Source organism: Streptomyces sp. NPDC019443 (assembly GCF_044389785.1).
Taxonomy (GTDB): Bacteria; Actinomycetota; Actinomycetes; order Streptomycetales; family Streptomycetaceae; genus Streptomyces.
The window spans coordinates 50,384-75,487 of sequence record NZ_JBIRYJ010000018.1; the positions used below are offsets into that span (position 1 = coordinate 50,384).

A 25,104-nucleotide genomic window follows, 5' to 3' on the forward strand; every position below is an offset into this window, starting at 1 on the left:
GAGAGGACGCGGCACGATGTGCCGCGGTCGACCTCACGAAGTGTTGAGCCCCCCGGGCGCTACCCCCCATGCCAGTGACCGGAGCGTAACAGCTGCACCGTCAGGCACAGAAGACAGCTTCCGCATCTCCCGCCGCAGGTGGGAGGGGCAAGCCGCATGCAGCGGACGGGGCACAACTGTCGCCTCACAGCAGCAGACAGGGCCCGTACGGCATCCGACTGCCGTACGGGCCCTGTGTCAGTCGCTCACGGCAGGACTCGATCGTTCCAAGGCACCACGTCGGCACATTCGTTGGCGTAAAGGCGCCGGGAACGGTCAGAACAGCTCGGCGTACTTCTGCCAGCCGGTCCCGATCTTCACCCTGGCCGTGAAGGTGCCCTGTCCCGTGCCGTTGTAACGCCACAGAACGCCGACGGTGTCACGAGCCACCAGATCGGCCCTGCCGTCGCCGCTGAGGTCACCGATGCCGACGACCGCGTTGTAGATCTGCCAGCCGCTGCCGACCTTGACACGGTTCGTGAGGGTGCCACCACCGGTGCCGTTGTACCGCCACAGTGCCCCGGAGGCGTCGCGCGTCAGAACATCTCCCTTGCCGTCACCGTTCAGATCGCCTGCGCCCACGGTCATGAGGCCCTTCCAGCCCTTGCCGATAAGGACGCCCGCGCGCACTCCGCCGCCCGAGGCGTTGGCCGCGTACAGGAAGAGGTCACCCGTGGTCGTCTGACGGGCCAGCATGTCGGGGCGGCCGTCGCCGGTGAGGTCACCCGGGGACACCATCACGTCGAACTGGTTCCAGCCGCTGCTGCCGACCAGCTTGTCCGGGACGTCTCCCCACAGATGCCTGGTGCAGCCGCCGTCCATCAGGTAGAGCCGTCCCGGCCACCGGCGGACCAGGAAGTCGTTGCACCGGTCCCCGTTCAGGTCGCCCATCGGGACGATCTTCGCCCTGTCGTCGAGGGCGGGTCCGCCCTCGTATCCGCCGATCGTTCCGTTGCTCCGGCCCGGCCTGATGGACATGACCGGGTTGCCCCTGCTGAGGGTGATCAGATCGCCGATCGCGTCTCGCCCATCGAGGTCCCGCCACGCCGGCGTTCCGTACATCTGCTGGAAGGTCCCGCTCCAGACTCCTGAGGCGCCATGGCCGTCGGCGGGCCGCGCGGTCACGGTCCAGATGTAGCGGCCGTTCGCCAGCCGGGTGCCGCTGTCCGAGAGCCCGCTCCATTCGGCGCGGAGGGTGTGCCGGGCCTCGCCGCCCGTCTGTGTGCTGACGATCTTCCCGGTACGGGGGTCCTCGAGGGTCACGGCCCAGTCGCGAACCGGCTTGGAGAGGCGCACCGAGAACAGCCCCGTGTCGGTCAGGTCCGACGGGTTGTGGCTGTCCCACGGGCCGGAACCCGTGTGCCGGTACAAGGTGCGCCACCCGCTGAGTGGCTGGGTGGCGACCCCCATCGGCACCACATGCACGCGCTGAGCGGAATCCGCGTACGCGACATGACCGCCGGACTTGTCGACCGTCCAGGTCACCCGGCGCTGCGGCCTCTGAGTGGCGGGAAAGTCGGCCAGCGGGCGGTCGACTGCCGTTCCGGAGGAGAAGTCGGTCAGCTCGAGCTTGCCGTCGGACTTGTTGTGCCGTACGAGATAGCCGTCGCCCAGCAGTGCCTCATCGGCCGGTACGGGGACGGACTTCTTCGCCGTACGGTCGTACACACCGGCTCGGGTGCCGCAGGACCAGTACAGCCAGCGGCCGAGTGCCTGAAGCTCCTCGTGGGTGCAGCCCGAGCCGGTGTCGATCTCGCCTGCGGGCTTCTTGGCCGCCAGGTCGTACGCGGTCACGGTGCCGGAGCCAGTGCCGGAGCCCCCCGTCGCACTCCACAGCGTGTCGGCCCACAGGGCGGAGGCCACCGGAGTGCGCGTCAGAACCTTCTTCTCGGTGCCGCCCCGGGTGTTGTAGACGATCTGCTGGTTCGTGCCCTTGTGGGTGTAGACGACATAGTGGTCGGCCGCGTCCGTGATGGTCCCGCCGGACAGGCCAGTGGGCACGACGCCGCCGTAGCGCGTCGTGATCTGGTCATCTCCGTCCGCCCTGTGGGTGAGGCTGACCATGTCCCCGCCGTCGGAGTACAGCTGGTGGCAGTCGGGGGCGGACGGCAGGCAGTCTCCGCCGAGTGGCATGACCGGGCCGCGCTGACCGTATTCGGGCGTCCCCTGCACACGGAGTTCCCGTGTGTAGGCGTGGCGCTTGCCGCTGCTGTTGTCGCCGAGGAAAAGGGTGCCCCCGCCCGCTGCCAGGCCCTGGACCGTGGCCGGCACCGGCGACAGGTCCACCACCCGGGTCACGACGGGCGAGCCGTCCGCGCCCTCGGTGATGCGGTACGCGCCCCAGTCCGCGGTGCCCGTTGCACCGCCCACGATCGTGGCGGAGCCGTCCTCCGCCGAGGCGAGGCGCAGTGCGCTGTCCTTCAACAGCCGGCGCGGTTCGCCACCGTTCATGGGCGTCGCCATGACCGGCTGGCCGGGGCCCTTGAAGTGGATCACCCAGTCACCGACGATGGCGATCTCGTAGCTGTAGCGGTCCGCCCCAAGGGGGGCCGGGAGCACCGTCGGCTCTGCGCCGAGATCGGACCTGGGAACCACCCTGATCTCGCTCTGCCCGGTCCCGACCGTGTACCAGGCGACATGACGGGGCGACAGCAGTACGGCGGGCCGGTCGAGCAGCTGGGTGTGGCCGGTCATCCGGGCGGTCGCGACATCGATGTTCGCCAGCCGTGGGATCCCATCCACCTTCAGCCGGAGCAGGATGGACTGCGAGTCACCGCCCGCCGACGCACCGGGCCAGATCATCTCGGCGCCCTCAGGCAGCCCTTCGACCGGCCGGCTGCGTACGACACCATCCTCGGCCACGTCCAGCAGCTGGGGCTCCACGGCCTTGGTGGTGGTCGTACCGCCGGACTCCTCGGTCACGGTCTTCACGGCGAGGATGGTGTTGCCGTACGCCCCGCCGAAGACGAAACCTTGCGGCACGGTTATGAACCGGGTCGTCCCGGCAGCCATGTCGCGCAGCTGGATCGACCTGTTCCCGAAGTACACGATGGTGTCCGTGCCGGTGCCTCGAGCGGATCCCCAGCCGGTTCCGGTCGGATTCGCGGAGAACGACTGCCCGTCCGAGTAGCGCGTCCAGAAGTAGTGGCCGGTGCCGCTGTCGCGGTGGAAGAACCCGAGCCGGCCCGCCCCGTCCGCGTAGAGCGGGTTACCGGTTTCCACCAGGTGCATCGATCCTTTCTGTGTCGTGAAGGTGGCCGGGATCTCCACGGCGTCCTCCGGCGTTACGGAGACAACGCCGGCCTCGGCTTGCGCGGCCGCAGAACCGAGCCCGGCTGCGAGAGAAAGCGAAATGGTCGCGGCTACGGCGCCGCGCATGAGGGCACGATGGGCCACTCAGTCCCTCCCCAGGACAAGAAGATGGCGAAGACGGCGTGGGAGGGCCAAGCACCTGTCCGGCACCGGAATCTTGTTGAGCTGCCCCCCGGCAGAACCCCCACGCGAGTGGACGGATCGTAACAGCAGCAACAGCCGCCTCACAGACGCAAACAGGGCCCGTACGACACCGAAGTGTCGTACGGGCCCTGTCAGTCAGACCGTCGGATCAGACCGTCTGGTCAGACCGGATCTGATCAGCCGTTGCGCTTCCAGCGCGGCTTGTCGTCACGGCGCCCGAAGGAACCCGTGTTCGTGCCGGTACCGGTACCTCCGCGGTGGTCGTCGCGGCGGCCGTACGGACGGTCGCTGCCACCGGAGCGGAAGCCGCCCGCGGGGCGGTCGTCGCGGCGGTCGCGGTTGAACGGACGGTCGCTGCCACGGTGGCCGCCGGTCGGGCGGTCGTCGCGGCGGAAGCCGCCCGCGGGGCGGTCGTCACGGCGCTCGAAGGAACGGCCACCACGGTCGTCACGGTCACGGTTGAAGCCACCCGTGGGGCGGTCGTCGCGGCGGAAGCCACCGGACGACGGACGGTCGTTGTCACGACGGAAGCCGCCGCGGTCGTCACGACGCTCGAACGAACGGCCACCACGGTCGCCGTCACGACGGTCATTGTCACGGCGGAAGCCACCCGACGACGGACGGTCGTTGTCACGACGGAAGCCGCCGCGGTCGTCACGACGCTCGAACGAACGGCCACCACGGTCGCCGTCACGACGGTCATTGTCACGGCGGAAACCGCCCGACGGACGGTCGTTGTCACGACGGAAGCCACCGCGGTCACCCCGGTCGCCACCCCGGCGCTCGAAGTTGCCCCGGTCGTCACGACGCTCCTCGCGACGCTCCGACGCCTGCTCCGGCACGGACGCCGCGGCAGCGGCGGCCTCCACCTCGGCCTCGGCGACAGCCGTCGCCTCGGCAACCGCGGTCTCCGGGTCGTCGCCGCGCTCGCGCGCCGCGCGCGCCACCAGGCGGTCGGCCTCCTCGCGGAGTTCGGCCGCACGGCGCTGCACGCGCTCGAGCTGCTTGGTCAGGTCGACGACCTCGCGCTCCGCCTGCTTGGCGGCGTTGTTCGCGGAGTCGGCCTGGACCTCGGTCAGCGAACGCGCCCCGGTGATCTCGGCGACCTCCGGGTCGAACGCGCCCGCTCCGGCCACGATGTGGCGCGAGGCGTCGACGCCCGCGTCCTCCATCAGACGGAAGATCTGGCGGCGCTGGTGCGGCAGCGAGAGGGAGACGACAACACCGGACCGGCCGGCGCGAGCCGTACGGCCCGAACGGTGCAGGTAGTCCTTGTGGTCGCCGGCCGGGTCCACGTTCAGGACCAGGTCGATGCCGTCGACGTGGATACCGCGGGCGGCGACGTCAGTCGCGACGAGCGCGTTGACGTAGCCCTTCTTGAAGTCCTCGAGGACGCGGGTACGGGCACCCTGCGTCATGCCGCCGTGCAGCGCGTCGGCCTTCACGCCCGAGTCGCACAGCTGCTCCGCGATGCGGTCAGCGCCCAGCTGGGTGCGTACGAAGATGATGGTGCGGCCCTTGCGGGCGGCGATCGCCGCGGTGACCGGCGCCTTGTCCTTCGGCTTCACGACGAGCACGTGGTGCGTCATGGTCGTGACGTTGCCCTGGGCGCTGTCGACCTCGTGGCTGACCGGGTTGACCAGGTAGCGGCGGACGAGCGTCCCGATCTCGTTCTCCATGGTGGCGGAGAAGAGCATCCGCTGGCCGCCGGCCGGGATCTGGTCGAACAGCTCGGTGACCTCGGGCAGGAAGCCCAGGTCGGACATCTGGTCGGCCTCGTCGAGGATCGCGACCTGGACGTTCTCGAGCGAGCAGGCGCCGCGGTTGATGATGTCGCGCAGTCGGCCCGGGGTGGCGACGAGTACGTCGACGCCGCGCTCGAGCGCGTAGATCTGGTTGCCCATGGACGTACCGCCACAGACGACCTTCATCTTCAGGCCGAGCACATCGCCGTACGGCTGGAGAGCGTCCGCGACCTGCATCGCCAGCTCACGGGTCGGGGTGAGGATGATGCCGCGGGGCTTCTTCTTGTCGGTGTGGCCGCCGGCCAGGGTGGCGAGCAGCGGGAGGCCGAAGGAGAGGGTCTTGCCGGAGCCGGTGCGGCCGCGGCCCAGGATGTCCTTGCCGGCCAGGGCGTCCGGGATGGTCGCGGCCTGGATCGGGAAGGGCGTGGTGACGCCGTTCTGCGCGAGCTTGCGGACGACGCCCTCGGGCAGGCCAAGGTCGGCGAAGGTGACAGTCGGCTCAGCGGCCTCGGTGTCAGGGACCTCGTCGGACTCGACAGCCTCGACGGCGTCGAGGGCCTCGGCAGCGGAAGCCGCCACGGCCTCGTCGTTCTCGGGCATGACGGCGTGATCAGTACTGAAAGTGGACATGCGAAATGCGAAACCTTCCGGAGTCTCGGCACGCGCCCAAACTCCGTGATTCGCAATTCGACCGCCTCAATGCGGTCAGCCACGGCTAGGGAGAGTACGCGCCACGCGGCGCTCTTCTGTGTCGGCGCCGGGCAATGGGATCAAACGATCTACCACCATACGCACCCTCCCCCACTAAAGGCAAACCCGGCCCAAGTGACCCCCGTTACATGGGTCCCACCTGCGGCGACGCCGCAGGTTCCGTATACATCCCCTGCCCGTCGGCCCCTTGTATTGCCCCCGCGTGCACCTCAGGAGCGGACGACGGCGGCGGCGGATCGGACGGCTCGCTCGGCTGTGGCGTTGGACTCACCGGTGGCGGCTCGGACGGCGTCGGCTGCGGCGGCTGTTCGGACGGGGACGCTCCACCTCCGGTCGGCTGGGGATCCCGCGGCGGCTGCGGCTTCTGCCCGCCCCGCGCGGGCTTCGCCGCGGGCTTCGCGGTACCGCTCGGGCTCGGTGACGCGCCCTTGCCGACCGCACCCCCCTTGCCGGCCTTGTCCGGCTCGCCGTGCTCGCCGCGCGCCCGGTGCCCGCCCGGCGCCGCCCGCCCGCCGTCCGGCTCTGCCACCGCCCCACGCCGGTCCGTGGCCGTACGGGGTGGCGGTTTCCCACCCTCGTCGTCGCTCACGCTCATACAGCCTGCCGAGGCCGCGATCGCCAGCGAAGCGGCGATCGCGACAGCCAAACGGCCGGGTGCGGACAGCTGGCGCACGGGCGGCACCTCCAGGGCACAGGACGCGGGTTTCACTGCCCAACTCCCTGTGCCCCACAAGGGACACGCCCCCGCGCCCCACAAGGAACGCGCCCTTGTACTCCCCCTACGGCACGAGCCCCCGCGCCAACTCCGCGCCCATGAAGACCGATCCGAGCCCCACCAGCAGCGACGCGCCCACATTCGCCGCCGCCAGGAATATCCACCCGCGCTCGGCCAGCCGCAGCGTCTCGTACGAAAACGTCGAGTACGTGGTGAGCGCCCCGCACAGACCCGTACCGAGGAGGGCGTACGTCCCCGAGGTCACCGCCGCCCCCGAGAGCGCGCCCAGCACCAGGCTCCCGGCCGCGTTGACGACGAAGGTCCCCCACGGGAACACCGAGTCGTGGCGCGCCTGCACCGCACGGTCCGTCAGATACCGCAGGGGCGCGCCGACCGCAGCGCCCACCACCACCATCAGCCAGTTCACCGCGCGGCCCCTCTGGTCAGGACCGCCCTGGTCGCCGAGGCGGCCAGCCACACCGCGGCCATCGCGCCCACGACGGTCCCGGCCGCATACGCCAGCGCGGTGTCCGCCTCCTCACGCTCGAGGAGCTCGGAGAAGTCGAGCGCGTATGTCGAGAAGGTCGTGAACCCGCCGAGCACCCCGACTCCGAGGAACGGCCGCACGAGCGGATGCGCGCTCCGGCCGCCCTCGCTGACCAGCACCATCAGCACCCCGATCAGCGCGCAGCCCAGCACATTGACCCAGAAGGTCGCCCATGGGAACGCGCCCGGTGCCGCGGGCCACAGCACCAAGGCGGCGTACCGCGCCGTCGCCCCCACCGCGCCGCCCGTCGAGATCGCCGCGAGCACCGGCCACTTGTGGCTGCCCGCGGTCTCGGCGCGCTGCGCGGGCACATGCAGATCGACATCCGGATCGATCGCCTCCGGCGGCGGCGGTCCCGGACTTGTCACCCGTACCCCAGCGCATGCAGCCGCTCGTCGTCGATCCCGAAGTGATGGGCGATCTCGTGCACCACGGTGATCTCGGTCTCCGCGACCACGTCCTCGCGGGTCTCACACATCCGCAGCGTCGGCCCGCGGTAGATGGTGATCCGGTCCGGCAGCACGCCCGCGTACCACTCGCCGCGATCGGTGAGCGGAGTCCCCTCGTAGAGCCCGAGCAGCTCGGGATCGTCGGCGGTGGGCTCGTCCTCGACGAACACCGCGACGTTGTCCATAAGCCGCGTCAGCTCCGGCGGAATCCTGTCCAGGGCTTCGGCGACCAGTTCCTCGAACTCCTCGCGCGTCATCTCCAGCACCTGGCCATTGTCACGTACGCCGTGCGACCGGTCGCCCCGGCATGGCCGCCCGCCGGGCTGGGCATACGGGACCAATGGCCCGCGAAGCCCCGGAACGGATCCGAGCCGCGCTCACCCGGCTCCAGCACCACTACCGCTCACGCAACACCGGCCCGACCAGCACCCTCGTCCACACCCCGCACCCCTGGGCCCGCGCGCTGGGCCTTGCTTCCGTGGTCCTCCTCGGCGCCTGGCTCGGCCTGCTGATCGTCGGCAGCGTCCGTACGCCGGTCGGCCCGATGGACACGAGCATGACCCTGCGCCCGTCCCTGTCCGGCGGCACAAAGATCAACGTCTCGCCGCTGGGCGCCCTGGAGCTCGACTCCCATGTCGCACCCATCCGACTCGACGTCGACGTCGACCAGCTCGACCCGGTCCGCTCCCAGGCCCTGGTCGAGCACCCCGAACGCCTCTCCGGCCTCCAGGACGAGGTCGCCCACGACGTGACGGACGGGACCACCGAGCTGGCCGTACGCTCCTGCGTCGCCGTCGTCTCCGGCGCGACCGCCCTAGGCCTCGCCGTCTACCGCCGCCCACGCCGGGCACTCGCCGCGGGCGGCCTCGCGCTGGCCCTCCTGACCGCCTCCGGCATCTCCGCGTACGCGACGTGGAACCCGAAGTCCGTCCTGGAGCCGAAGTTCTCCGGACTGCTCTCCAGCGCCCCCTCGGTCGTCGGCAACGCGCGCTCCATCGTCACCGAATTCGACGTCTACCAGCAGGAGTTGGCGCGCCTGGTCACCAATGTCACCAAGCTGTACGAGGCGACCTCGACCCTCCCCACCTACCAGCCGGACCCCCGCACGATGCGGGTGCTGCACGTCTCCGACATCCACCTCAACCCGGCGTCGTGGCACATCATCGGCTCGCTCGTCGAGCAGTACGGAATCGACGTGATCATTGACTCCGGCGACACGATGGACCACGGCACCGCCGCCGAGAACGGCTTCCTCGACCCGATCCCCGACCTCGGCGCGCCCTACGTCTGGGTCCGCGGCAACCACGACTCCGGCACCACCCAGGCGTATCTCTCCCGCCTCAAGAACGTGCACGTCCTGGACGACGGCCGGGCCGTCACCGTCGCCGGCCTGCGCATCGCGGGCATCGGCGACCCCCAGTTCACCCCCGACCGCTCGGTCGTCGCCCAGGGCGACCCGGCCGAACGCATGGCGGGCATCCGCCTCGCCTCCGCCCTGCGCGACCAGACCCGCGCGGGCACGCCCGTCGACATCGCGATCGCCCACAACCCGGTCGCGGCCCGCGAGACGGACGGCGAGGTCCCGCTGGTCCTGGCGGGCCATGTCCACCACCGCGAAACGGAGGTACTCGGACAGGGCACGCGCCTGAAGGTCGAGGGCTCGACGGGCGGCGGGGGCCTGCGCGCGCTGCAGAACAAGAAGCCGGAGAAGGTTCGGGCGTCGGTCCTCTATCTGGACCGTACGACCAGACGGCTGCAGGCGTGGGACGAGATCACGCTGGGCGGCCTGGGCTTGACGACGGCCGAGGTCAGCCGCCACCTCCCGGACGAGAACGCCCCCGGGGCGACCCCGTCCCCGAGCGCTCCCTCCGGCACCCCCTCCCAGCGCCGGTAAACCGTTTTGGCGATAGCTCCCCGCATCCCATATGCTTCTCACGTCCCCGACGCGCTGCGAAGCGCCCAGGTGGGCCCTTAGCCCTCATCGTCTAGTGGCCCAGGACGCCGCCCTTTCAAGGCGGTAGCACGGGTTCGAATCCCGTTGGGGGCACGCATCACCGTGTGCGAGACTTGTGCTCGCACATTGCTTGGTCCTGTGGAGCAGTTTGGAGTGCTCGCCACCCTGTCAAGGTGGAGGCCGCGGGTTCAAATCCCGTCAGGACCGCTGCGGCTGTCGAAGGCCGCGTGGCTGGGTAGCTCAGTTGGTACGAGCGATCGCCTGAAAAGCGATAGGTCGCCGGTTCGACCCCGGCCCCAGCCACAACCCGAAAGCCCCGGCCCCCACGGATCGGGGCTTTCGCCATACCCCCAGGTCGCCGACGCCCAGCGTGGCCCGTCCGGTCCAGGGCTGGTGGAAATGTGTTCGCCAGCGCTTTCCCGGGGGTGCGATCCTGGGATCCGTATGTCTACTTCCTTCGCCGACCTTCAGACCCTGCTGGCCGGGGCGTCCCTGCGCGACGCCCACCGGCTCGGCCGCCGTCTCGAAGGCGCCCGCCGTATCCGTAAGCCCGAGGCGCGGCAGGCGGTGCTCAATGAGATCGCCGCCGAGGCCGAGCAGTCCGCGGCCCGCACGGCCCGGCGGGCCGACCGGGTGCCCGGGGTCACGTACCCCGAGCAGCTGCCGGTCAGCCAGCGGAGGGACGAGATCCTCGAGGCGATACGGGACCACCAGGTCGTGATCGTCGCGGGCGAGACCGGCTCGGGCAAGACCACCCAGATCCCGAAGATCTGCCTCGAGCTGGGCCGCGGCGTACGCGGCATGATCGGCCATACGCAGCCGCGAAGGATCGCCGCCCGCACCGTCGCCGAACGTGTCGCGGAAGAGCTCCGCACGCCCCTCGGCGAGGCTGTCGGCTGGAAAGTCCGGTTCACGGACCAGGTCGGCGGCGACACCTTCGTCAAGCTGATGACGGACGGCATCCTCCTCGCCGAGATCCAGACGGACCGCGAGCTGCGCGCGTACGACACGATCATCATCGACGAGGCCCACGAGCGTTCCCTCAACATCGACTTCCTGCTCGGCTATCTCGCCCAGCTGCTGCCCAGACGCCCCGACCTCAAGGTGATCATCACCTCCGCCACGATCGACCCGGAGCGCTTCTCCCGCCACTTCGGCGACGCCCCGATCGTCGAGGTCAGCGGCCGTACGTACCCCGTAGAGGTGCGCTACCGCCCCCTCCTCGAGGACGACAGCGAGGACAGCGACCGCGACCAGATCACCGCCGTCTGCGACGCCGTCGAGGAGCTCCAGGGCGAGGGCAAGGGCGACATCCTCGTCTTCCTCTCCGGCGAGCGCGAGATCCGCGACACCGCGGACGCGCTCAACAAGAAGCAGTACCGCTTCACAGAGGTACTCCCCCTCTACGCACGGCTCTCGCACGCCGAGCAGCACCGCGTCTTCCAGGCGCACACCGGCCGCCGCATCGTCCTCGCCACGAACGTCGCCGAGACCTCGCTGACCGTCCCCGGCATCAAGTACGTGATCGACCCGGGCACCGCCCGTATCTCCCGCTACAGCCACCGCACCAAGGTCCAGCGCCTCCCCATCGAGCGGATCAGCCAGGCCAGCGCCAACCAGCGGAAGGGCCGCTGCGGCCGTACGTCCGACGGCATCTGCATCCGTCTGTACTCCGAGGACGACTTCGACTCCCGTCCCGAGTTCACGGACGCCGAGATCCTGCGTACGAACCTCGCCTCCGTCATCCTCCAGATGACCGCCGCCGGGCTCGGCGACATCGAGAAGTTCCCCTTCATCGACCCGCCGGACCACCGCAATATCCGCGACGGCGTCCAACTCCTCCAGGAACTGGGCGCGTTCGACCCGGCCCAGAAAGATCCCAAGAAGAAGCTCACGCAGCTCGGCCGCAAGCTCTCCCAGCTCCCGGTAGACCCGCGCCTGGCCCGTATGGTCATCGAGGCCGACAAGAACGGCTGCGTACGCGAAGTCATGGTGATCGCTGCCGCGCTCTCCATCCAGGACCCGCGCGAGCGGCCCTCCGACAAGCAGACGCAGGCCGACCAGCAGCACGCCCGGTTCAAGGACGAGACCTCCGACTTCCTCGCGTACCTCAACCTCTGGCGCTACATCCGCGAGCAGCAGAAGGAGCGCGGTTCCTCCAGCTTCCGCCGCATGTGCAAGCAGGAGTATCTGAACTTCCTGCGCATCCGCGAGTGGCAGGACATCTATGCGCAGCTGCGTACGGTCGCCAAGCAGATGGGCCTACATCTCGAGGAGCCCTCGGCGGACACGGTCGCTCCCGAGCAGTCCGTCCACACCTCGCTGCTGGCGGGCCTGCTCTCGCACATCGGCCTCAAGGACACCGACAAGAACGAGTATCTGGGCGCCCGCAGCGCCAAGTTCGCCGTCTTCCCCGGCTCGGCGCTCTTCAAGAAGCCCCCGCGCTTCATCATGTCGGCGGAGCTCGTCGAGACGTCCCGGCTGTGGGCCCGCGTCAACGCCAAGGTGGAGCCCGAGTGGATCGAGCCGCTCGCGCAGCATCTGATCAAGCGCACCTACAGCGAGCCGCACTGGGAGAAGGACGCGGCCGCCGTGATGGCGTACGAGCGGGTCACGCTGTACGGCGTGCCGATCGTCGCCCAGCGCAAGGTGAACTACGGGCGCATCGACCCCGAGACCTCCCGCGATCTGTTCATCCGTAACGCGCTGGTCGAGGGCGACTGGCGTACACACCACAAGTTCTTCGCCGACAACCGCAAACTCCTCACCGAGGTAGAGGAGTTGGAGCACCGGGCGCGGCGCCGCGACATCCTCGTGGACGACGAGACGCTCTTCGACTTCTACGACCAGCGCGTGCCCGAACACGTGGTCTCGGGCGCACACTTCGACTCCTGGTGGAAGCACAAGCGCCGGGACGAGCCCGAACTCCTCGATTTCGAGCGCGAGATGCTCATCAACGAGAAGGCCGGGCAGGTCACCAAGGACGACTATCCGGACTCCTGGCGGCAGGGCGGGCTGAAATTCCGGGTGACCTACCAGTTCGAGCCGGGCGCGGACGCGGACGGTGTGACCGTCCACATCCCGCTCCAGGTGCTGAACCAGGTCACGAGCGAGGGCTTCGACTGGCAGATCCCGGGGCTGCGCGAGGAGGTGGTGATGGAGCTGATCCGCTCCCTCCCCAAGCCGATCCGCCGGCACTACGTCCCCGCCCCGAACTATGCGAAGGCCTTCCTGGAGCGGGCTGTGCCGCTCCAGGAGCCGATGCCCGTCACCCTCGCGCGCGAGCTGCAGCGCATGGTCGGCGTCCCGGTCACGGCGGACGACTTCGATCTGTCCCGGGTCCCCGACCACCTCAAGATCACGTTCCGGATCGTCGACGAGCGGCGCAAGAAGCTCGCGGAGGCCAAGGACCTGGAGGCCCTGAAGCTCCAGCTCAAGCCGGAGGCGCGCCAGGCACTCTCGAAGGCCGCCGCGGCCGCCACGTCCGGGCCTGCCGGCCAGTCCCTGGAGCGCACCGGCCTCACGGACTGGACGATCGGCACGCTGTCCCGCGTCTTCGAGACGCGCAGGGCCGGCCAGCCGGTCAAGGCGTACCCGGCGCTCGTCGACGCCGGTGAGAGCGTGTCCGTACGCCTCTTCGACACCGAGGCCGAGCAGCAGCAGGCGATGTGGCAGGGCACGCGCAAGCTGATCCTGCTCAACATCCCGGTGAACCCCGCCAAGTTCGCCTCGGACAAGCTCACCAACCAGCAGAAGCTGGCCCTGTCCCGTAATCCGCACGGCTCGATCCAGGCGCTCTTCGACGACTGCGCCTCGGCCGCGGCGGACAAGCTGATCGCCGACCACGGCGGCCCGGCGTGGGACGAGGAGTCGTTCCGCAAGCTGTACGACAAGGTCCGCGCGGATCTCGTCGACGCGACGGTACGGACGGTGGACCAGGTCCAGCAGATCCTGGCCGCCTGGCAGGCCTGCGAGCGCCGCCTGAAGGCGACGAACAGCCTGGCCCTGGTCGCCAGTGTCCAGGACGTCCGCAAGCAGCTGGCGGCCCTCATGCCGCCCGGCTTCGTCACCAGGACCGGCCTGAGGCGGCTGCCGGACCTCATGCGCTATCTGGTCGCGGTGGACCGCCGCCTCCAGCAGATGCCGACGAACGTCCAGCGCGACACGACGCGCATGGAGAAGGTCCACGAGATGCAGGACGAGTACGCCTGGCTGCTGGAGCAGATGCCACAGGGCCGCCCGGTCCCGCGGGAGGTCCTGGACATCCGCTGGATGATCGAGGAGCTGCGAGTGAGCTACTTCGCGCACGCGCTGGGGACGGCGTACCCGGTCTCGGACAAGCGCATCGTGAAGGCGATCGACGCGGCGGCGCCGTAATGCGTCCGTCGCCTTGAGTGAGTTCGACCGGACCCTCTGAGCTGCTGTACAGTTTTGCTTCGCAGCGCACGGCAAGAAGCGCGGCGAAATCTGGTCCTGTGGAGCAGTTTGGAGTGCTCGCCACCCTGTCAAGGTGGAGGCCGCGGGTTCAAATCCCGTCAGGACCGCAGTGATACGAAGGCCCGCATCCGTCAAGGACGCGGGCCTTCGCCGTACGTGGACACGGCCCCCAAGGCCGCGCCCGCGGCGGAGCCGCAATCAGACACAGCAAATCCCGTCAGGACCGCCCGCCCCACACAACGCCCGCATCCGTCAAGGACGCGGGCCTTCGCCGTGCCCGCACCCCTCCCACGCGCCGGCCTTCCCCATCCGGGCGTCTTGACGGCGTCATCTGCCGCCGGTACCCAATCACTAAGGGGACGGCACACACCGGAGGTGACGTGCATGGCGGCGTCCGCAGCGAGGCAGCACGAGACCAGGGCGCTGTTGCGCGCCCATCTGAAGGCCGCAGCGTCCGGCTACCGGCATCTCACCCGTCACTGCCCCATATGCCATCGCCTCCAGCGGCTCGCCATGGAACCTTCCCCACCCGGCTCCGCCGAGGACGAAAGCCCCATCACCGAGTGACAGACTCGGCTTTGGCAAGGGTTGTGCAATGTGACGGGAGTCACCGAACGGGTTTCCCGAACCGGTGAACTTACCCCCTCCCTACAACCAGCCAATTTAATATGTGCAATTGCACCACCCCCTGAGCACCTCCGCGCACCTCCACCCACCCCCCGGGCCGGCCGCGCCCCACCCTTCCCCAGGCACAAAAAAGATCGCGCTAGACCCGGCGGAGTCCAGCGCGATCGATGACGAAGTCCGTTGGGGCAGACGCCCGTCATGTGGAGCTATAGGTGGGCTTACCGGGATGGGGGTCCCGGAAATGCCCGATCAATGGGGTGTTCAGGCCTCGCTACGCTGCTGCGGAATACCCGCAAGCAGTGCGCGGACCTCTGCCTCGCGATACCGACGATGCCCACCGAGCGTGCGGATGGACGTGAGCTTGCCTGCCTTGGCCCAGCGGGTGACCGTCTTCGGGTCCACGCGGAACATCGTGGCAACCTCAGCCGGGGTCAGCAGCGGCTCGGCATCAGGGGTGCGAGCGGTCATGAGCGGCCTCCTCGGGAGAACCGAACCTTCTCGGTTCTTTCCTCTAAATTCTGCACCTTGACCCGCGTTGCCCGAAATGGCGGATGCGGGTCGAGTCGGTTATAGGACGAACGGCTTGTCCTCGGCACTACAACTACACCATCCGTCCAGCCACGTCGGCCAAACCGACGGAATTGCCCTCTGAGGTGTTCATCAGCGGCGGAAGTCCGATGGACCATGCCATAACGGACAGTTACGTCGCAGTGACGATCAGTCACAGAGCTATCAGGAGTCGCCAGACCCCCCATAGAGTGCAATGCCGAGTTTTCCGCCCTTAGTTGGACGGAAGGAGTCCTCCCCGGACTCCTTGTCCTATTTTGACACGAGGGTAGGTGATAGGCGCAAGGGCCCAGTAAGTGCCGTCCGTCACGCTTGAGACAAAGGCCCGGATCGGAACCTACGTCCTGGACCGATGGCCTCGGTGATCCTCAATGCCCATCAGAAACGCTCAGTTCGCGAACTGAAGGTCCCTCACAGCCCGCCAGCGCTCCACCAGACGGGCGTACGCCTCGCCCGCCGCCTCGCCGTCTCCGGCCCGCAGCGCCTCGATCCCCGCGGCCAGATCCGCCGCCGAGCGGTCCTCTGCGAGCTGGGGTCCCGCAAGAGCGTGCACCAGGCCGCCGTAGTCGAGCTCGACCAGGGAGCGCGGATGGAACTCCTCCAGCCACCGCCCCACGTCCACCAGGCCTTCGGTCAGCTGTCCCCCGTCGATCGTCTCTCGCAGCGTCTTCAACGCGCGGGCCACCCGCCGCCTGGCCTGCACCATCGGCGTCCGGTAGCGCAGCACGGGCGCCGCGGGCCCCGCCGGCTCGTACTCGCGCTCTTCGTCCGAGAAGAGCGCGAACCAGCGCACCGGCACCTGCCAGACCGACGTACGGATCCAGGGCCGCGCGTCCGGGTTGCGCTCGCGCCACTGCTCGTAGTCCGCGGCCGCCTGCCCGCGCACCACCGGCGGCAGCACCGCGTCGAGGAGCGCGGTGGGCAACAGCTCCGTCAGCTCCTCCAGCGCCAGCCAGCCGCGCAGCCTGGTGCGCCACGGGCAGACGCACACCACGCCGTCCACCTCCGTGACAAAGGCGTCGCCGCTCTCGTGGACCGGCACCGGGACCGGCGGGGTGGGCAGCAAGTCGGCCAGCGAACGCCGCAGTTCGTCCTGTGCGGTGGGGGTGTGCTCCCGGCGGGCATAGCGGGCCCAGTGGCCCCGCTCCGGCTCGGGAAAGGCCGCCAGCGGCTCGTACACCCGCAGGTAGGCCGCGTACGGGACGAGGACCGAGGACAGCGCTGGCATGCCGCGAATCCTTCCACGCCAGTACTCCGCCAGGGGGTGATCCTCAGCACTGCGTCGGATCTACGCACGCGTAGGACTTACTCTCGTGCCGAAACTTAAGGCTTCCCCACCCTTCCCCTGCCACAAGCGACGGGGAGACCCCAAGGAAGCCCTTCCACCGCCGCTTCGTACTTGGGAGTCACCACCGTGACCGATGTGACCGACGGCGTCCTGCACACCCTGTTCCGATCGGACCAGGGAGGCCACGAGCAAGTCGTGCTGTGCCAGGACCGCGCCTCTGGCCTGAAGGCCGTCATCGCCATCCACTCCACCGCCCTGGGCCCGGCCCTCGGCGGCACCCGCTTCTACCCGTACGCCACCGAGGAAGAGGCCGTCGCGGACGCGCTGAACCTGTCCCGGGGGATGTCGTACAAGAACGCCATGGCCGGTCTTGACCACGGCGGCGGCAAGGCCGTGATCATCGGTGACTCGGAGAAGATCGAAGCCAGTCAGAGAACAGAGCTGCTGCTCGCCTACGGCCGCTTCGTGGACTCCCTCGGTGGCCGCTATGTGACGGCCTGCGACGTCGGCACGTACGTCGCGGACATGGACGTCGTGGCCCGCGAGACGCGCTGGGCCACCGGCCGCTCCCCCGAGAACGGCGGCGCCGGCGACTCGTCGGTCCTCACGGCCTACGGCGTCTTCCAGGGCATGCGGGCCTCGGCCCAGCACCTGTGGGGCGACCCGACGCTGCGCGGCCGCAAGGTCGGCATCGCGGGCGTCGGCAAGGTCGGGCACCACCTGGTCGAGCACCTGCTGCAGGACGGCGCCGAGATCGTGATCACGGATGTGCGCGAGGAATCCGTACGCCGGATTCTCGACAAGCACCCGCAGGTCACAGCGGTGGCGGACACGGGCGCCCTGATCCGTACGGAGGGCCTGGACGTCTACGCCCCGTGCGCGCTCGGCGGCGCGCTGAACGACGACTCCGTGTCCGTCCTCACTGCGAAGGTGGTGTGCGGCGCTGCCAACAACCAGCTCGCGCACCCGGGCGTCGAGAAGGACATCGCGGACCACGGGATCCTCTACGCCCCCGACTATGTGGTGAACGCCGGCGGAGTCATCCAGGTCGCCGACGAACTGCACGGCTTCGACTTCGACCGCTGCAAGGCGAAGGCGGCGAAGATCTTCGACACCACGCTGGCAATATTCGCACGTGCGAAGGAAGACGGGATTCCGCCGGCCGCGGCGGCGGACCGGATCGCCGAGCAGCGGATGGCGGAGGCCCGCGGCCATTGACCTGGCAGGCCCTCGCCCGCCGACTGGGAGACAAGACTCACCCCGGTCGGCGGGTCGACTGCCGAGAAGAGGTTAAAATCGCAGTTGACCAGCGAGGACAGGGCTCCTCGCGGGTCCTGTGAAGTGGCGCGTCATGCGGGCGGCGTACCGTATGGCCGCGGAAGCAGGTACCGTTGAAGCCCTACGGACCGGTCTCTCCACGGAGAGCCCGTTCCGAATCATGAACGCGTGTCAAGACTCTGGGGCCGTCGAGCCCCGTCACCGAGGGGGTCGAGCCATGGGGCGCGGCCGGGCCAAGGCCAAGCAGACAAAGGTCGCCCGCCAGCTGAAGTACAACAGCGGCGGGACTGACCTGTCGCGTCTGGCCAACGAGCTGGGCGCTTCGACTTCGAGTCAGCCTCCGAACGGCGAGCCGTTCGAGGACGACGACGAGGAAGACGACCCGTACGCACAGTACGCGGATCTGTACAACGACGACGAGGACGAGGACGACGAGTCCGGTCCGTCGTCGCAGCGCCGCGGCGCTTGACGTTGCACTAGACCGTTGCACTAGGCACACACCGACCCGGTCCGGGGCTCACCCACGGACCGGGTTCTGTGCTGTTCAGCTTGCGACTGTGCCTAATGTGAATACGTGCCCGTGAGGGTCGCGCCCGTGGCGCGGTCGCCACGCTCCGTGATCTCTCCCGCGACCCAGGCATCGACGCCGCGGTCCGCGAGCGTGGTCAGCGCCGCGTCCACCGACTCCTCGGGGACGACGGCGATCATGCCCACTCCCATGTTGAGGGTCTTCTCAAGCTCGAGGCGCTCGACCTGGCCGGCCTTGCCGACGAGGTCGAAGACCGCGCCGGGGGTCCAGGTCGAACGGTCGACGACCGCATGCAGATTGTCCGGAATGACCCGGGCGAGGTTGTTGGCAAGACCGCCGCCGGTGATATGGCTGAAAGCGTGCACCTTGGTGGTCCGGGTGAGCGCCAGGCAGTCGAGCGAGTAGATCTTGGTGGGCTCGAGCAGTTCCTCGCCGAGGGTGCGCCCGAACTCCTCCACCTCCTGGTCCAGCGCCATGTTCGCGCGGTCGAAGAGCACGTGCCGTACGAGCGAGTACCCGTTGGAGTGAAGCCCGGAGGACGCCATGGCGATGACCGCGTCACCCGTACGGATACGATCCGCGCCCAGCAGCCGGTCGGCCTCGACCACGCCCGTACCGGCGCCGGCGACGTCGAAGTCGTCCTCACCGAGCAGTCCGGGGTGCTCGGCGGTCTCGCCGCCGACCAGCGCGCAGCCGGCCAGCACACAGCCCTCGGCGATGCCCTTGACGATGGCGGCGACGCGCTCAGGGTGGACCTTGCCGACGCAGATGTAGTCGGTCATGAAGAGCGGCTCGGCGCCGCAGACGACAAGGTCGTCGACGACCATGCCGACGAGGTCGTGGCCGATCGTGTCGTACACGCCCATCCGGCGGGCGAGGTCGACCTTCGTGCCGACGCCGTCCGTGGCCGAGGCGAGCAGCGGGCGCTCGTAACGCTTGAGGGCGGAGGCGTCGAAGAGACCGGCGAAGCCGCCGAGGCCGCCGAGGACCTCGGGGCGCTGCGTCTTCTTGACCCACTCCTTCATCAGCTCGACCGCGCGGTCACCCGCCTCGATGTCGACACCTGCGGACGCGTAGCTGGCACCGGTGGACTCAGCAGACATAGCCAAGAACTTTCGTGTCGTAAAACGGGGGCGTTACGGGCGACGGAGCGCGTCGGCGGCATCGGCGCCGCCCGCCAGCTCGGTCTCCAGAAGCTGCTTGCCGAGCAGCTCGGGATCGGGCAGATCCATCGGGTACTCGCCGTCGAAGCAGGCGCGGCAGAGATTCGGCTTGGCGATGGTGGTCGCCTCGATCATGCCGTCGAGAGAGATGTACGAGAGGGAGTCGGCGCCCAGCGAGGTGCCGATCTCCTCGATCGTCATGCCGTTGGCGATCAGCTCGGCGCGGGTCGCGAAGTCGATGCCGAAGAAGCAGGGCCACTTCACCGGCGGGGACGAGATCCGGATGTGGACCTCGGCGGCGCCGGCCTCGCGGAGCATCTTGACCAGGGCGCGCTGGGTGTTGCCGCGGACGATCGAGTCGTCGACGACGACCAGGCGCTTGCCCCGGATGACTTCCTTGAGGGGGTTCAGCTTGAGGCGGATGCCGAGCTGGCGGATGGTCTGGGAGGGCTGGATGAAGGTGCGGCCGACGTAGGCGTTCTTCACCAGACCGGAGCCGTAGGGGATTCCGCTGGCTTCGGCGTAGCCGATGGCGGCGGGGGTGCCGGACTCCGGCGTCGCTATCACCAGATCCGCGTCGACCGGGGCTTCCTTGGCGAGCCTGCGGCCCATCTCGACACGGGAGAGATAGACGTTCCGGCCGGCGATGTCGGTGTCGGGGCGAGCGAGGTAGACGTACTCGAAGACACAGCCCTTGGGCTTCGCTTCCGCGAAGCGGGAGGTGCGGATGCCGTTCTCGTCGATGGCGATGAGCTCGCCCGGCTCGATCTCGCGGACGAAGCTGGCGCCGCAGATGTCGAGCGCGGCGGACTCGCTCGCGACGACCCAGCCGCGTTCGAGGCGGCCGAGGACGAGGGGGCGGATGCCCTGCGGGTCGCGGGCGGCGTACAGGGTGCCCTCGTCCATGAAGACGAGGGAGAACGCGCCCTTGACGTCCGGGAGCACCTTGGCCGCGGCCGCTTCTATGGTGAGCGGCTTGCCGTCGTCGTCGACCTGGCCCGCGAGGAGCGCGGTGACCAGATCGGTGTCGTTGGTGGCGGCGACCCGGGTGGCCCGGCCGTTCTCCTTGGGGAGGGCGGCGACCATCTCGGCGAGCTGGGCCGTGTTGACCAGGTTTCCGTTGTGGCCGAGCGCGATGGAGCCGTGGGCGGTGGCCCGGAAGGTCGGCTGTGCGTTCTCCCACACGGAGGCGCCCGTGGTCGAGTAGCGGGCGTGACCGACCGCGATGTGGCCCTGGAGCGAGCCGAGAGAAGTTTCGTCGAAGACCTGGGAAACCAGGCCCATGTCCTTGAATACGAGGATCTGGGAGCCGTTGCTCACCGCGATTCCCGCGGATTCCTGGCCTCGATGTTGGAGGGCGTAGAGCCCAAAGTAAGTGAGCTTCGCGACCTCTTCGCCCGGAGCCCAGACACCGAAGACGCCGCAAGCGTCCTGGGGGCCTTTCTCACCGGGGAGCAGGTCGTGGTTGAGTCGTCCGTCACCACGTGGCACGGCACCGAGTGTAGGCGAGATCGACCACTGGTCCGAATTGGGGATGCGGGGGAGGGGTCGACGGGGGTGGGGGTGGGGGTGTCCGTGGGGGCTCGATCGGGGCTGGGCCTGCGGGTCAGCGCCCGGAGGGGCGTCCGGACGGGCGTCCACACTGCGGGACGATCGTTGACAGGTACGCGCCCCTGAGACGGGCTGACCCCGTCTGATCACCCCGTCTGATCACTTACCCCGTCTGATCACTTCGCCGGCGCCGCCGTCGCGGCCAGTCCCTTGCCGTCCGCCGCGGTGAGGGACAGGCCGCGGTGGTGCAGTTTGTACGTCACCTTGCCGTCGAGGACCTTGAGCAGGTGGCTCTCCAGCGTCATCGCCGTACCCGTGCACACCTTCCGTGTCGTGGCCAGGCGGTCGAAGGTGATCGTGGAGCCGGAGATCTTCGCGGTGCTGGTGAAGGTGTTGCAGCCGAGGCTGCCGCGTACCGAACCGTCCTTGCCGAAGGTCAGATGCGCGTTCTTCTCCGTGCCGGGAGGCAGCGAGGAGGCGGTCTCGCCGGAGAGGAGCGAGTTCACGGTCCACTTGGTGCCGACCAGCGGCGCCGGGGGCTCGGAGGTGAGGGCGACGGAGTCACCCTTCGCGGTGGTCAGCGTGAGCTTCTCATCGGCGATCTTGGCCTTGAGCTTGCCGGAGAAGGCCGCCCGCAGCGCGTCCTCGAAGCCCTGGATGTCCTTGGCGCAGGCCATCTCGGTCATCTCACCCGGGCCCACGGTAATCGTGTCACCGGCGACCTTGACGTCCGCACCGAAGTGATTGCAGCCGTAGTTGCCCTGGGCGCGGCCCTTGCTGGTGATCTCGACATGCGCGCCGGCCGGGGCCGCGGACTTCTTGCCGTCGACGGTCACGCTGTCGACGGACCAGTGGACGCCGGTGAGGGGCAGATCGGTCGTGACCGATCCGTCTCCGTCGCCGCCGGCACCGGATCCGGAACCCGATTCCGTGCCGCAGGCGGCGAGGGCGAGGAGGGCCAGGGCGGTGACAGGAATGCTCAACTGGTTACGCATACCGATGGGACGGGGGTGGCGAAGCTCTGGTTCCCCCGTTCCCCCGGTTGCCGCGGCCGGAACTCCGCCGTCAGCCCAGGATCGGGAGCAGGCCCGAAAGGTCGGCGCGCTCGCCGCTCGCGCTGGCCTTCGCCGCGTCGACGGCCTCGGCCCATCCTGTACGCCCGGTGGCGAGACGGATCCAGGTCAGCGGGTCGGTCTCGACGACATTGGGCGGGGTGCCACGGGTGTGCCGCGGTCCCTCGACGCACTGGACGACGGCGAACGGCGGCACCCGCACCTCGACCGACCCGCCGGGCGCCTTCACCGCGAGGGCGTCGGCGAGCAGGCGCGTGCAGGCCGCGAGCGCATTGCGGTCGTACGGGATGTCCAGCCCGGTCGCCGCGTTCAGATCGTCGGTGTGGACGATCAGCTCGACGGTCCGGGTGACCAGGAAGTCCCCGAGCCGCATCCCGCCGAACCGCATCGGCACCAGCCGGTTCTCGGAAGCGGCCGGCAGCAGCTCTTCGAGCCGGGCCGCCGTACGCGCGAACAGCTCGCCGGGCTCGGAGGCCGCCGCGAAGGCCCTGGTGTCCTCGTCGACCTGCCCGGCGGCCGTGACCGTCGCGAACGGCCAGTCCAGCAGGGCGACGTCCGCCTTCTCCGGCTCGGGCAGGGTGAGGTAGCGGGCTACGAGGCCGGCGACCAGGGCGATGTGCGCGGTCAGTTCGCGCACGGTCCAGTCCCCCAGGCGTGTGGGCAGCGCGAACTGCTCTGGTGTGAGGGTGTTTACCGCGTGCCGTACATGCCCGAACTGGGCGAGCACAGCGGCGCGGATGGTGGCGTGGTCGTAGCTGCGGGTGCGCTTCTTGGCCGGTGGCATGGGACCGACATTAAGGGTTGGGTACGACAGCGGCCGTGGTCACTTCGTGGCCAAGTCCGCGGGCTTGGGGAACTTCACATCCGTGCAGCCGCGGCGCTCGGTGACGTCGTCGACGTACGCACGCAGCAGCGCGCCCAACTGCTTGCGGACAGCCTTCTCGTAGTGGTCGGCCACGGTCAGCGTGTGCACGGCCGGTACGCCCCGGCAGACGGCCGAGGCCCACCAGGCGTTCGCCCGCGGATAGCCGCCGGCGGTGCCGGGTGCGAGGTGGCGCTGGGACTTGTAGCCGGCCTCCGCGTACACGATTTTCGCCTCGTCCCCGAACCAGGAGTCCAGGGCGGCCCACCACGGGTCGGGACCGTGGAGCCCGTCGTCGGCCTCCTCGCCGCTCTCCCGCGCGGCCCGCGCGGTGGCGGACGGGCTGAGCGCCGGCAGGCCCGCGGCCGGATCGACCACGTCCCCACAGGCCTCCGCGATCGCCTTCTCGCTTGCCGCCCAGTCCCTGTTCTCGTCGTACTCCAGCCAGAAACCCCAGCAGGCCCCGCCGATCCCCGCCACCGCCACCGCGCACAGCAGCCGGTCGACCGTATTGCGCAGACGGCTCCCGCGGTCCGGGAACAGCCGCGGGGCGCGGTCCGGAAAGGCGACGTGCGTGCCCGGATCGTCGGGCCAGCGCGGTATGTGCGAGTGATTCATGGACTCCCCCTACGACGAGCCGGTGTCGGCCCGGCCGCCGAAGTCATCAGGCGGGCAGCACCGGCTCCCCGGCGGTGAACGGCTCGCCGTTCCTCGGGACTCCGATGCCCCGCCACCGGAACGGGATGCCCCGCGCCGTGTCCAGGTCCAGCCCGTCCATCAACTGGAAGTGGACATGCGGCTCGGTGGAGTTGCCGGAGTTCCCGCAACGGGCGAGCTGCTGTCCGGCCCGCACCCGGTCGCCTTCGCGGACGGCGAGCGAGCCGCGCTGGAGGTGCGCGTACATCGCGTACGTACCGTCCCCGAGGTCCAGCACGATGTGGTTGCCCGTGACACGCGTGGCGCCGCTCATCTCCCGTACGGCTGCCTCGATGAGCATCAGATAGACCAGCGCAGGAAGGGAGTTGCGGCTCAGATGGTCGCGCTGACCGTCGGTCGCGCGGACGACGGTGGCGTCGGCCACCGCGAGCAGCGGGGCCCCGAAGGCCGGGAAGTCACGGCTGCGGCGGACGACGGGCCACAGCCAGCGAAAGGCGGGACGGGAGGTGGGACGGGAGTCGTCCTTCGCCTCCGGGGGCCCTTCCGGTTCGGCCACGATGTCGATCGCGTACGTCTGTCCGTAGCCGTGCGTGCCATGGCTCGGGACCTTGTCCGCGGGGCTGTTCAGCGCCGACCAGCGGCCGGTCACCGGCGCGTCCACCTCGACGGCGGGCGGCCGCCCAGCCTGTTCAGCGCGGGCCTTGCGGCTCATCCCGAGGGCGATGGCAATCGCCAGTGCCGCCGGCACCCAGACCCATGCCAGGGGCAGATCGGTGAGAACCGCGACGACGACCAGGGCGATGAAGGCCACGATGCAGCAGCGGTAGGCGATCATGAACAGCTTACGGACGGACATACTCGTTCCCCCTTGGCGGTGACGTCAGTGCGGGCGGGCGGCGGTCAGCACCACGAGCAGCGGCACCACCCGGGTGCCCGGCACCTCGTAGCGGCCGCGGCTCGGCGTGTGCAGCCAGCCCGCACCGGTCAGCTGGCGCAGATGGTGATAGATCTGGCCTGTCGTGCCGAGCCCTTCGAGCTCGGTCAGTTCGGCAGCCGTACGCCGGCCGCCGAGGATCTCCCGCAGGAGCCGCAGCCGCACGGCATTGCCGAGCGCCGCGAAGGACTCCGCGGTCTGCTCCCAGTCGGCGGCGAGCAGGCCGTGCGTGAGCGCGCCGTACTGCCAGTCGTACCGCTCCTGCGTGGGCAGTCGTACGGACCCGGTGAACAGCACACCTCCGTCCGGCGCTTCGGCCACGGCGAGCTGCTGTTTGAGGCCTTCCAGTGCCCAGAAGTCGCCGGCGCCCAGCTCCGGTGTCTCGGCCGGCGCCGCGCTCTCCAGCGCCGCGAACCGGCGCTCCAGCTCGGCGACGCGCTCCTCCAGACCCATGTTTTAAAGCTACGTAGTTACGTAATCTCGCGCAAGAGGGAAACGACTGAGCCCCCACCCCGAGAGGGG

20 protein-coding genes and 4 tRNA genes are annotated in these 25,104 nt (G+C 69.4%); 9 read left to right on the forward strand and 15 right to left on the reverse strand.

Annotated features, from left to right (window positions below; all coding sequences use genetic code 11):
• Window positions 1-315 precede the first annotated feature (315 nt).
• The 6 genes from ACH492_RS34480 to ACH492_RS34505 all read right to left on the reverse strand — a co-directional run bounded on the left by ACH492_RS34480 (window position 316) and on the right by ACH492_RS34505 (window position 7,928).
• Window positions 316-3,417 (reverse strand): FG-GAP repeat domain-containing protein, encoded by a 3,102-nt coding sequence (locus tag ACH492_RS34480; RefSeq protein ID WP_398992515.1) that lies wholly within the window; start codon window positions 3,415-3,417, stop codon window positions 316-318.
• Window positions 3,418-3,671: 254 nt separating this feature from the next.
• Window positions 3,672-5,870: a DEAD/DEAH box helicase gene (locus ACH492_RS34485; protein ID WP_398992518.1), complete on the reverse strand. Its 2,199-nt coding sequence runs from the start codon at window positions 5,868-5,870 to the stop codon at window positions 3,672-3,674.
• A gap of 205 nt (window positions 5,871-6,075) precedes the next feature.
• Window positions 6,076-6,660, reverse strand: a complete 585-nt coding sequence (locus ACH492_RS34490; RefSeq protein ID WP_398992520.1) for a hypothetical protein — start codon at window positions 6,658-6,660, stop codon at window positions 6,076-6,078.
• Window positions 6,661-6,730: 70 nt separating this feature from the next.
• On the reverse strand, window positions 6,731-7,093 hold the full coding sequence (locus ACH492_RS34495; protein ID WP_398992522.1) for a fluoride efflux transporter FluC: 363 nt from the start codon (window positions 7,091-7,093) through the stop codon (window positions 6,731-6,733).
• Window positions 7,090-7,581 carry a fluoride efflux transporter CrcB gene (crcB, locus tag ACH492_RS34500; RefSeq protein ID WP_398992524.1) on the reverse strand — a complete coding sequence of 164 codons (492 nt, stop codon included), beginning with the start codon at window positions 7,579-7,581 and terminating at the stop codon, window positions 7,090-7,092. Before crcB ends, ACH492_RS34495 begins: the two co-directional genes overlap by 4 nt.
• Complete coding sequence (locus ACH492_RS34505) at window positions 7,578-7,928, reverse strand: metallopeptidase family protein (protein ID WP_307662497.1); 351 nt, start codon at window positions 7,926-7,928, stop codon at window positions 7,578-7,580. Before ACH492_RS34505 ends, crcB begins: the two co-directional genes overlap by 4 nt.
• A gap of 74 nt (window positions 7,929-8,002) precedes the next feature.
• On the opposite strand from ACH492_RS34505, the gene ACH492_RS34510 reads away from it, so the two are divergent.
• The 7 genes from ACH492_RS34510 (at window position 8,003) to ACH492_RS34540 (ending at window position 14,620) form a co-directional block, all read left to right on the forward strand.
• Window positions 8,003-9,556 (forward strand): metallophosphoesterase, encoded by a 1,554-nt coding sequence (locus ACH492_RS34510; RefSeq protein WP_398992526.1) that lies wholly within the window; start codon window positions 8,003-8,005, stop codon window positions 9,554-9,556.
• A gap of 80 nt (window positions 9,557-9,636) precedes the next feature.
• Window positions 9,637-9,709 (forward strand) — tRNA-Glu (locus ACH492_RS34515).
• A 39-nt stretch (window positions 9,710-9,748) separates the two neighbouring features.
• Window positions 9,749-9,823 (forward strand) — tRNA-Asp (locus tag ACH492_RS34520).
• Between the two features lie 22 nt (window positions 9,824-9,845).
• Window positions 9,846-9,919, forward strand: a tRNA-Phe gene (locus ACH492_RS34525).
• Between the two features lie 141 nt (window positions 9,920-10,060).
• Window positions 10,061-13,993, forward strand: coding sequence for an ATP-dependent RNA helicase HrpA (gene hrpA, locus ACH492_RS34530; protein ID WP_398992528.1), 3,933 nt, complete (start codon window positions 10,061-10,063; stop codon window positions 13,991-13,993).
• A 92-nt stretch (window positions 13,994-14,085) separates the two neighbouring features.
• Window positions 14,086-14,160, forward strand: a tRNA-Asp gene (locus ACH492_RS34535).
• A 277-nt stretch (window positions 14,161-14,437) separates the two neighbouring features.
• A complete protein-coding gene (locus ACH492_RS34540) occupies window positions 14,438-14,620 on the forward strand; it encodes a DUF6274 family protein (protein WP_398992530.1) in 183 nt (60 codons plus the stop codon).
• 321 nt (window positions 14,621-14,941) lie between these two features.
• Here the strand turns inward: ACH492_RS34540 and bldC are convergent, their stop codons facing one another.
• Both bldC and ACH492_RS34550 read right to left on the reverse strand, forming a co-directional pair.
• A complete protein-coding gene (gene bldC / locus ACH492_RS34545) occupies window positions 14,942-15,148 on the reverse strand; it encodes a developmental transcriptional regulator BldC (protein ID WP_003949541.1) in 207 nt (68 codons plus the stop codon).
• 487 nt (window positions 15,149-15,635) lie between these two features.
• Window positions 15,636-16,475 (reverse strand): hypothetical protein, encoded by an 840-nt coding sequence (locus tag ACH492_RS34550; protein ID WP_398992532.1) that lies wholly within the window; start codon window positions 16,473-16,475, stop codon window positions 15,636-15,638.
• 186 nt (window positions 16,476-16,661) lie between these two features.
• Here ACH492_RS34550 and ACH492_RS34555 point away from each other — a divergent pair, with 186 nt between their 5' ends.
• Entirely contained in the window at window positions 16,662-17,753 is a 1,092-nt protein-coding gene (locus ACH492_RS34555; protein ID WP_398992534.1) for a Leu/Phe/Val dehydrogenase, read from the forward strand.
• Between the two features lie 277 nt (window positions 17,754-18,030).
• On the forward strand, window positions 18,031-18,282 hold the full coding sequence (locus ACH492_RS34560) for a DUF3073 domain-containing protein (RefSeq protein ID WP_398992536.1): 252 nt from the start codon (window positions 18,031-18,033) through the stop codon (window positions 18,280-18,282).
• Window positions 18,283-18,374: 92 nt separating this feature from the next.
• On the opposite strand, the gene purM is transcribed toward ACH492_RS34560, so the two are convergent.
• From purM to ACH492_RS34595, 7 genes are all read right to left on the reverse strand, one after another.
• A complete protein-coding gene (purM, locus tag ACH492_RS34565) occupies window positions 18,375-19,445 on the reverse strand; it encodes a phosphoribosylformylglycinamidine cyclo-ligase (protein WP_398992538.1) in 1,071 nt (356 codons plus the stop codon).
• 33 nt (window positions 19,446-19,478) lie between these two features.
• A complete protein-coding gene (purF, locus tag ACH492_RS34570) occupies window positions 19,479-20,996 on the reverse strand; it encodes an amidophosphoribosyltransferase (RefSeq protein WP_398992540.1) in 1,518 nt (505 codons plus the stop codon).
• Window positions 20,997-21,232: 236 nt separating this feature from the next.
• Window positions 21,233-22,051 carry an META domain-containing protein gene (locus ACH492_RS34575; protein ID WP_398992542.1) on the reverse strand — a complete coding sequence of 273 codons (819 nt, stop codon included), beginning with the start codon at window positions 22,049-22,051 and terminating at the stop codon, window positions 21,233-21,235.
• A 70-nt stretch (window positions 22,052-22,121) separates the two neighbouring features.
• Window positions 22,122-22,913 (reverse strand): sterol carrier family protein, encoded by a 792-nt coding sequence (locus tag ACH492_RS34580; protein ID WP_398992544.1) that lies wholly within the window; start codon window positions 22,911-22,913, stop codon window positions 22,122-22,124.
• A gap of 39 nt (window positions 22,914-22,952) precedes the next feature.
• On the reverse strand, window positions 22,953-23,609 hold the full coding sequence (locus tag ACH492_RS34585; protein ID WP_398992545.1) for a hypothetical protein: 657 nt from the start codon (window positions 23,607-23,609) through the stop codon (window positions 22,953-22,955).
• Window positions 23,610-23,655: 46 nt separating this feature from the next.
• Window positions 23,656-24,504: a M23 family metallopeptidase gene (locus tag ACH492_RS34590; protein WP_398992547.1), complete on the reverse strand. Its 849-nt coding sequence runs from the start codon at window positions 24,502-24,504 to the stop codon at window positions 23,656-23,658.
• A gap of 24 nt (window positions 24,505-24,528) precedes the next feature.
• Window positions 24,529-25,035, reverse strand: coding sequence for an ArsR/SmtB family transcription factor (locus ACH492_RS34595; RefSeq protein ID WP_398992549.1), 507 nt, complete (start codon window positions 25,033-25,035; stop codon window positions 24,529-24,531).
• Window positions 25,036-25,104 lie beyond the last annotated feature (69 nt).

Coding starts and splice junctions, on each gene's coding strand:
- ACH492_RS34480 (WP_398992515.1), bottom strand. CDS start 3,417: ATGCGCGGCGCCGTAGCCGCGACCATTTCGCTTTCTCTCGCAGCCGGG.
- ACH492_RS34485 (WP_398992518.1), bottom strand. CDS start 5,870: ATGTCCACTTTCAGTACTGATCACGCCGTCATGCCCGAGAACGACGAG.
- ACH492_RS34510 (WP_398992526.1), top strand. CDS start 8,003: ATGGCCCGCGAAGCCCCGGAACGGATCCGAGCCGCGCTCACCCGGCTC.
- hrpA (WP_398992528.1), top strand. CDS start 10,061: ATGTCTACTTCCTTCGCCGACCTTCAGACCCTGCTGGCCGGGGCGTCC.
- ACH492_RS34540 (WP_398992530.1), top strand. CDS start 14,438: ATGGCGGCGTCCGCAGCGAGGCAGCACGAGACCAGGGCGCTGTTGCGC.
- bldC (WP_003949541.1), bottom strand. CDS start 15,148: ATGACCGCTCGCACCCCTGATGCCGAGCCGCTGCTGACCCCGGCTGAG.
- ACH492_RS34550 (WP_398992532.1), bottom strand. CDS start 16,475: ATGCCAGCGCTGTCCTCGGTCCTCGTCCCGTACGCGGCCTACCTGCGG.
- ACH492_RS34560 (WP_398992536.1), top strand. CDS start 18,031: ATGGGGCGCGGCCGGGCCAAGGCCAAGCAGACAAAGGTCGCCCGCCAG.
- purM (WP_398992538.1), bottom strand. CDS start 19,445: ATGTCTGCTGAGTCCACCGGTGCCAGCTACGCGTCCGCAGGTGTCGAC.
- ACH492_RS34575 (WP_398992542.1), bottom strand. CDS start 22,051: ATGCGTAACCAGTTGAGCATTCCTGTCACCGCCCTGGCCCTCCTCGCC.
- ACH492_RS34580 (WP_398992544.1), bottom strand. CDS start 22,913: ATGCCACCGGCCAAGAAGCGCACCCGCAGCTACGACCACGCCACCATC.
- ACH492_RS34585 (WP_398992545.1), bottom strand. CDS start 23,609: ATGAATCACTCGCACATACCGCGCTGGCCCGACGATCCGGGCACGCAC.
- ACH492_RS34590 (WP_398992547.1), bottom strand. CDS start 24,504: ATGTCCGTCCGTAAGCTGTTCATGATCGCCTACCGCTGCTGCATCGTG.
- ACH492_RS34595 (WP_398992549.1), bottom strand. CDS start 25,035: ATGGGTCTGGAGGAGCGCGTCGCCGAGCTGGAGCGCCGGTTCGCGGCG.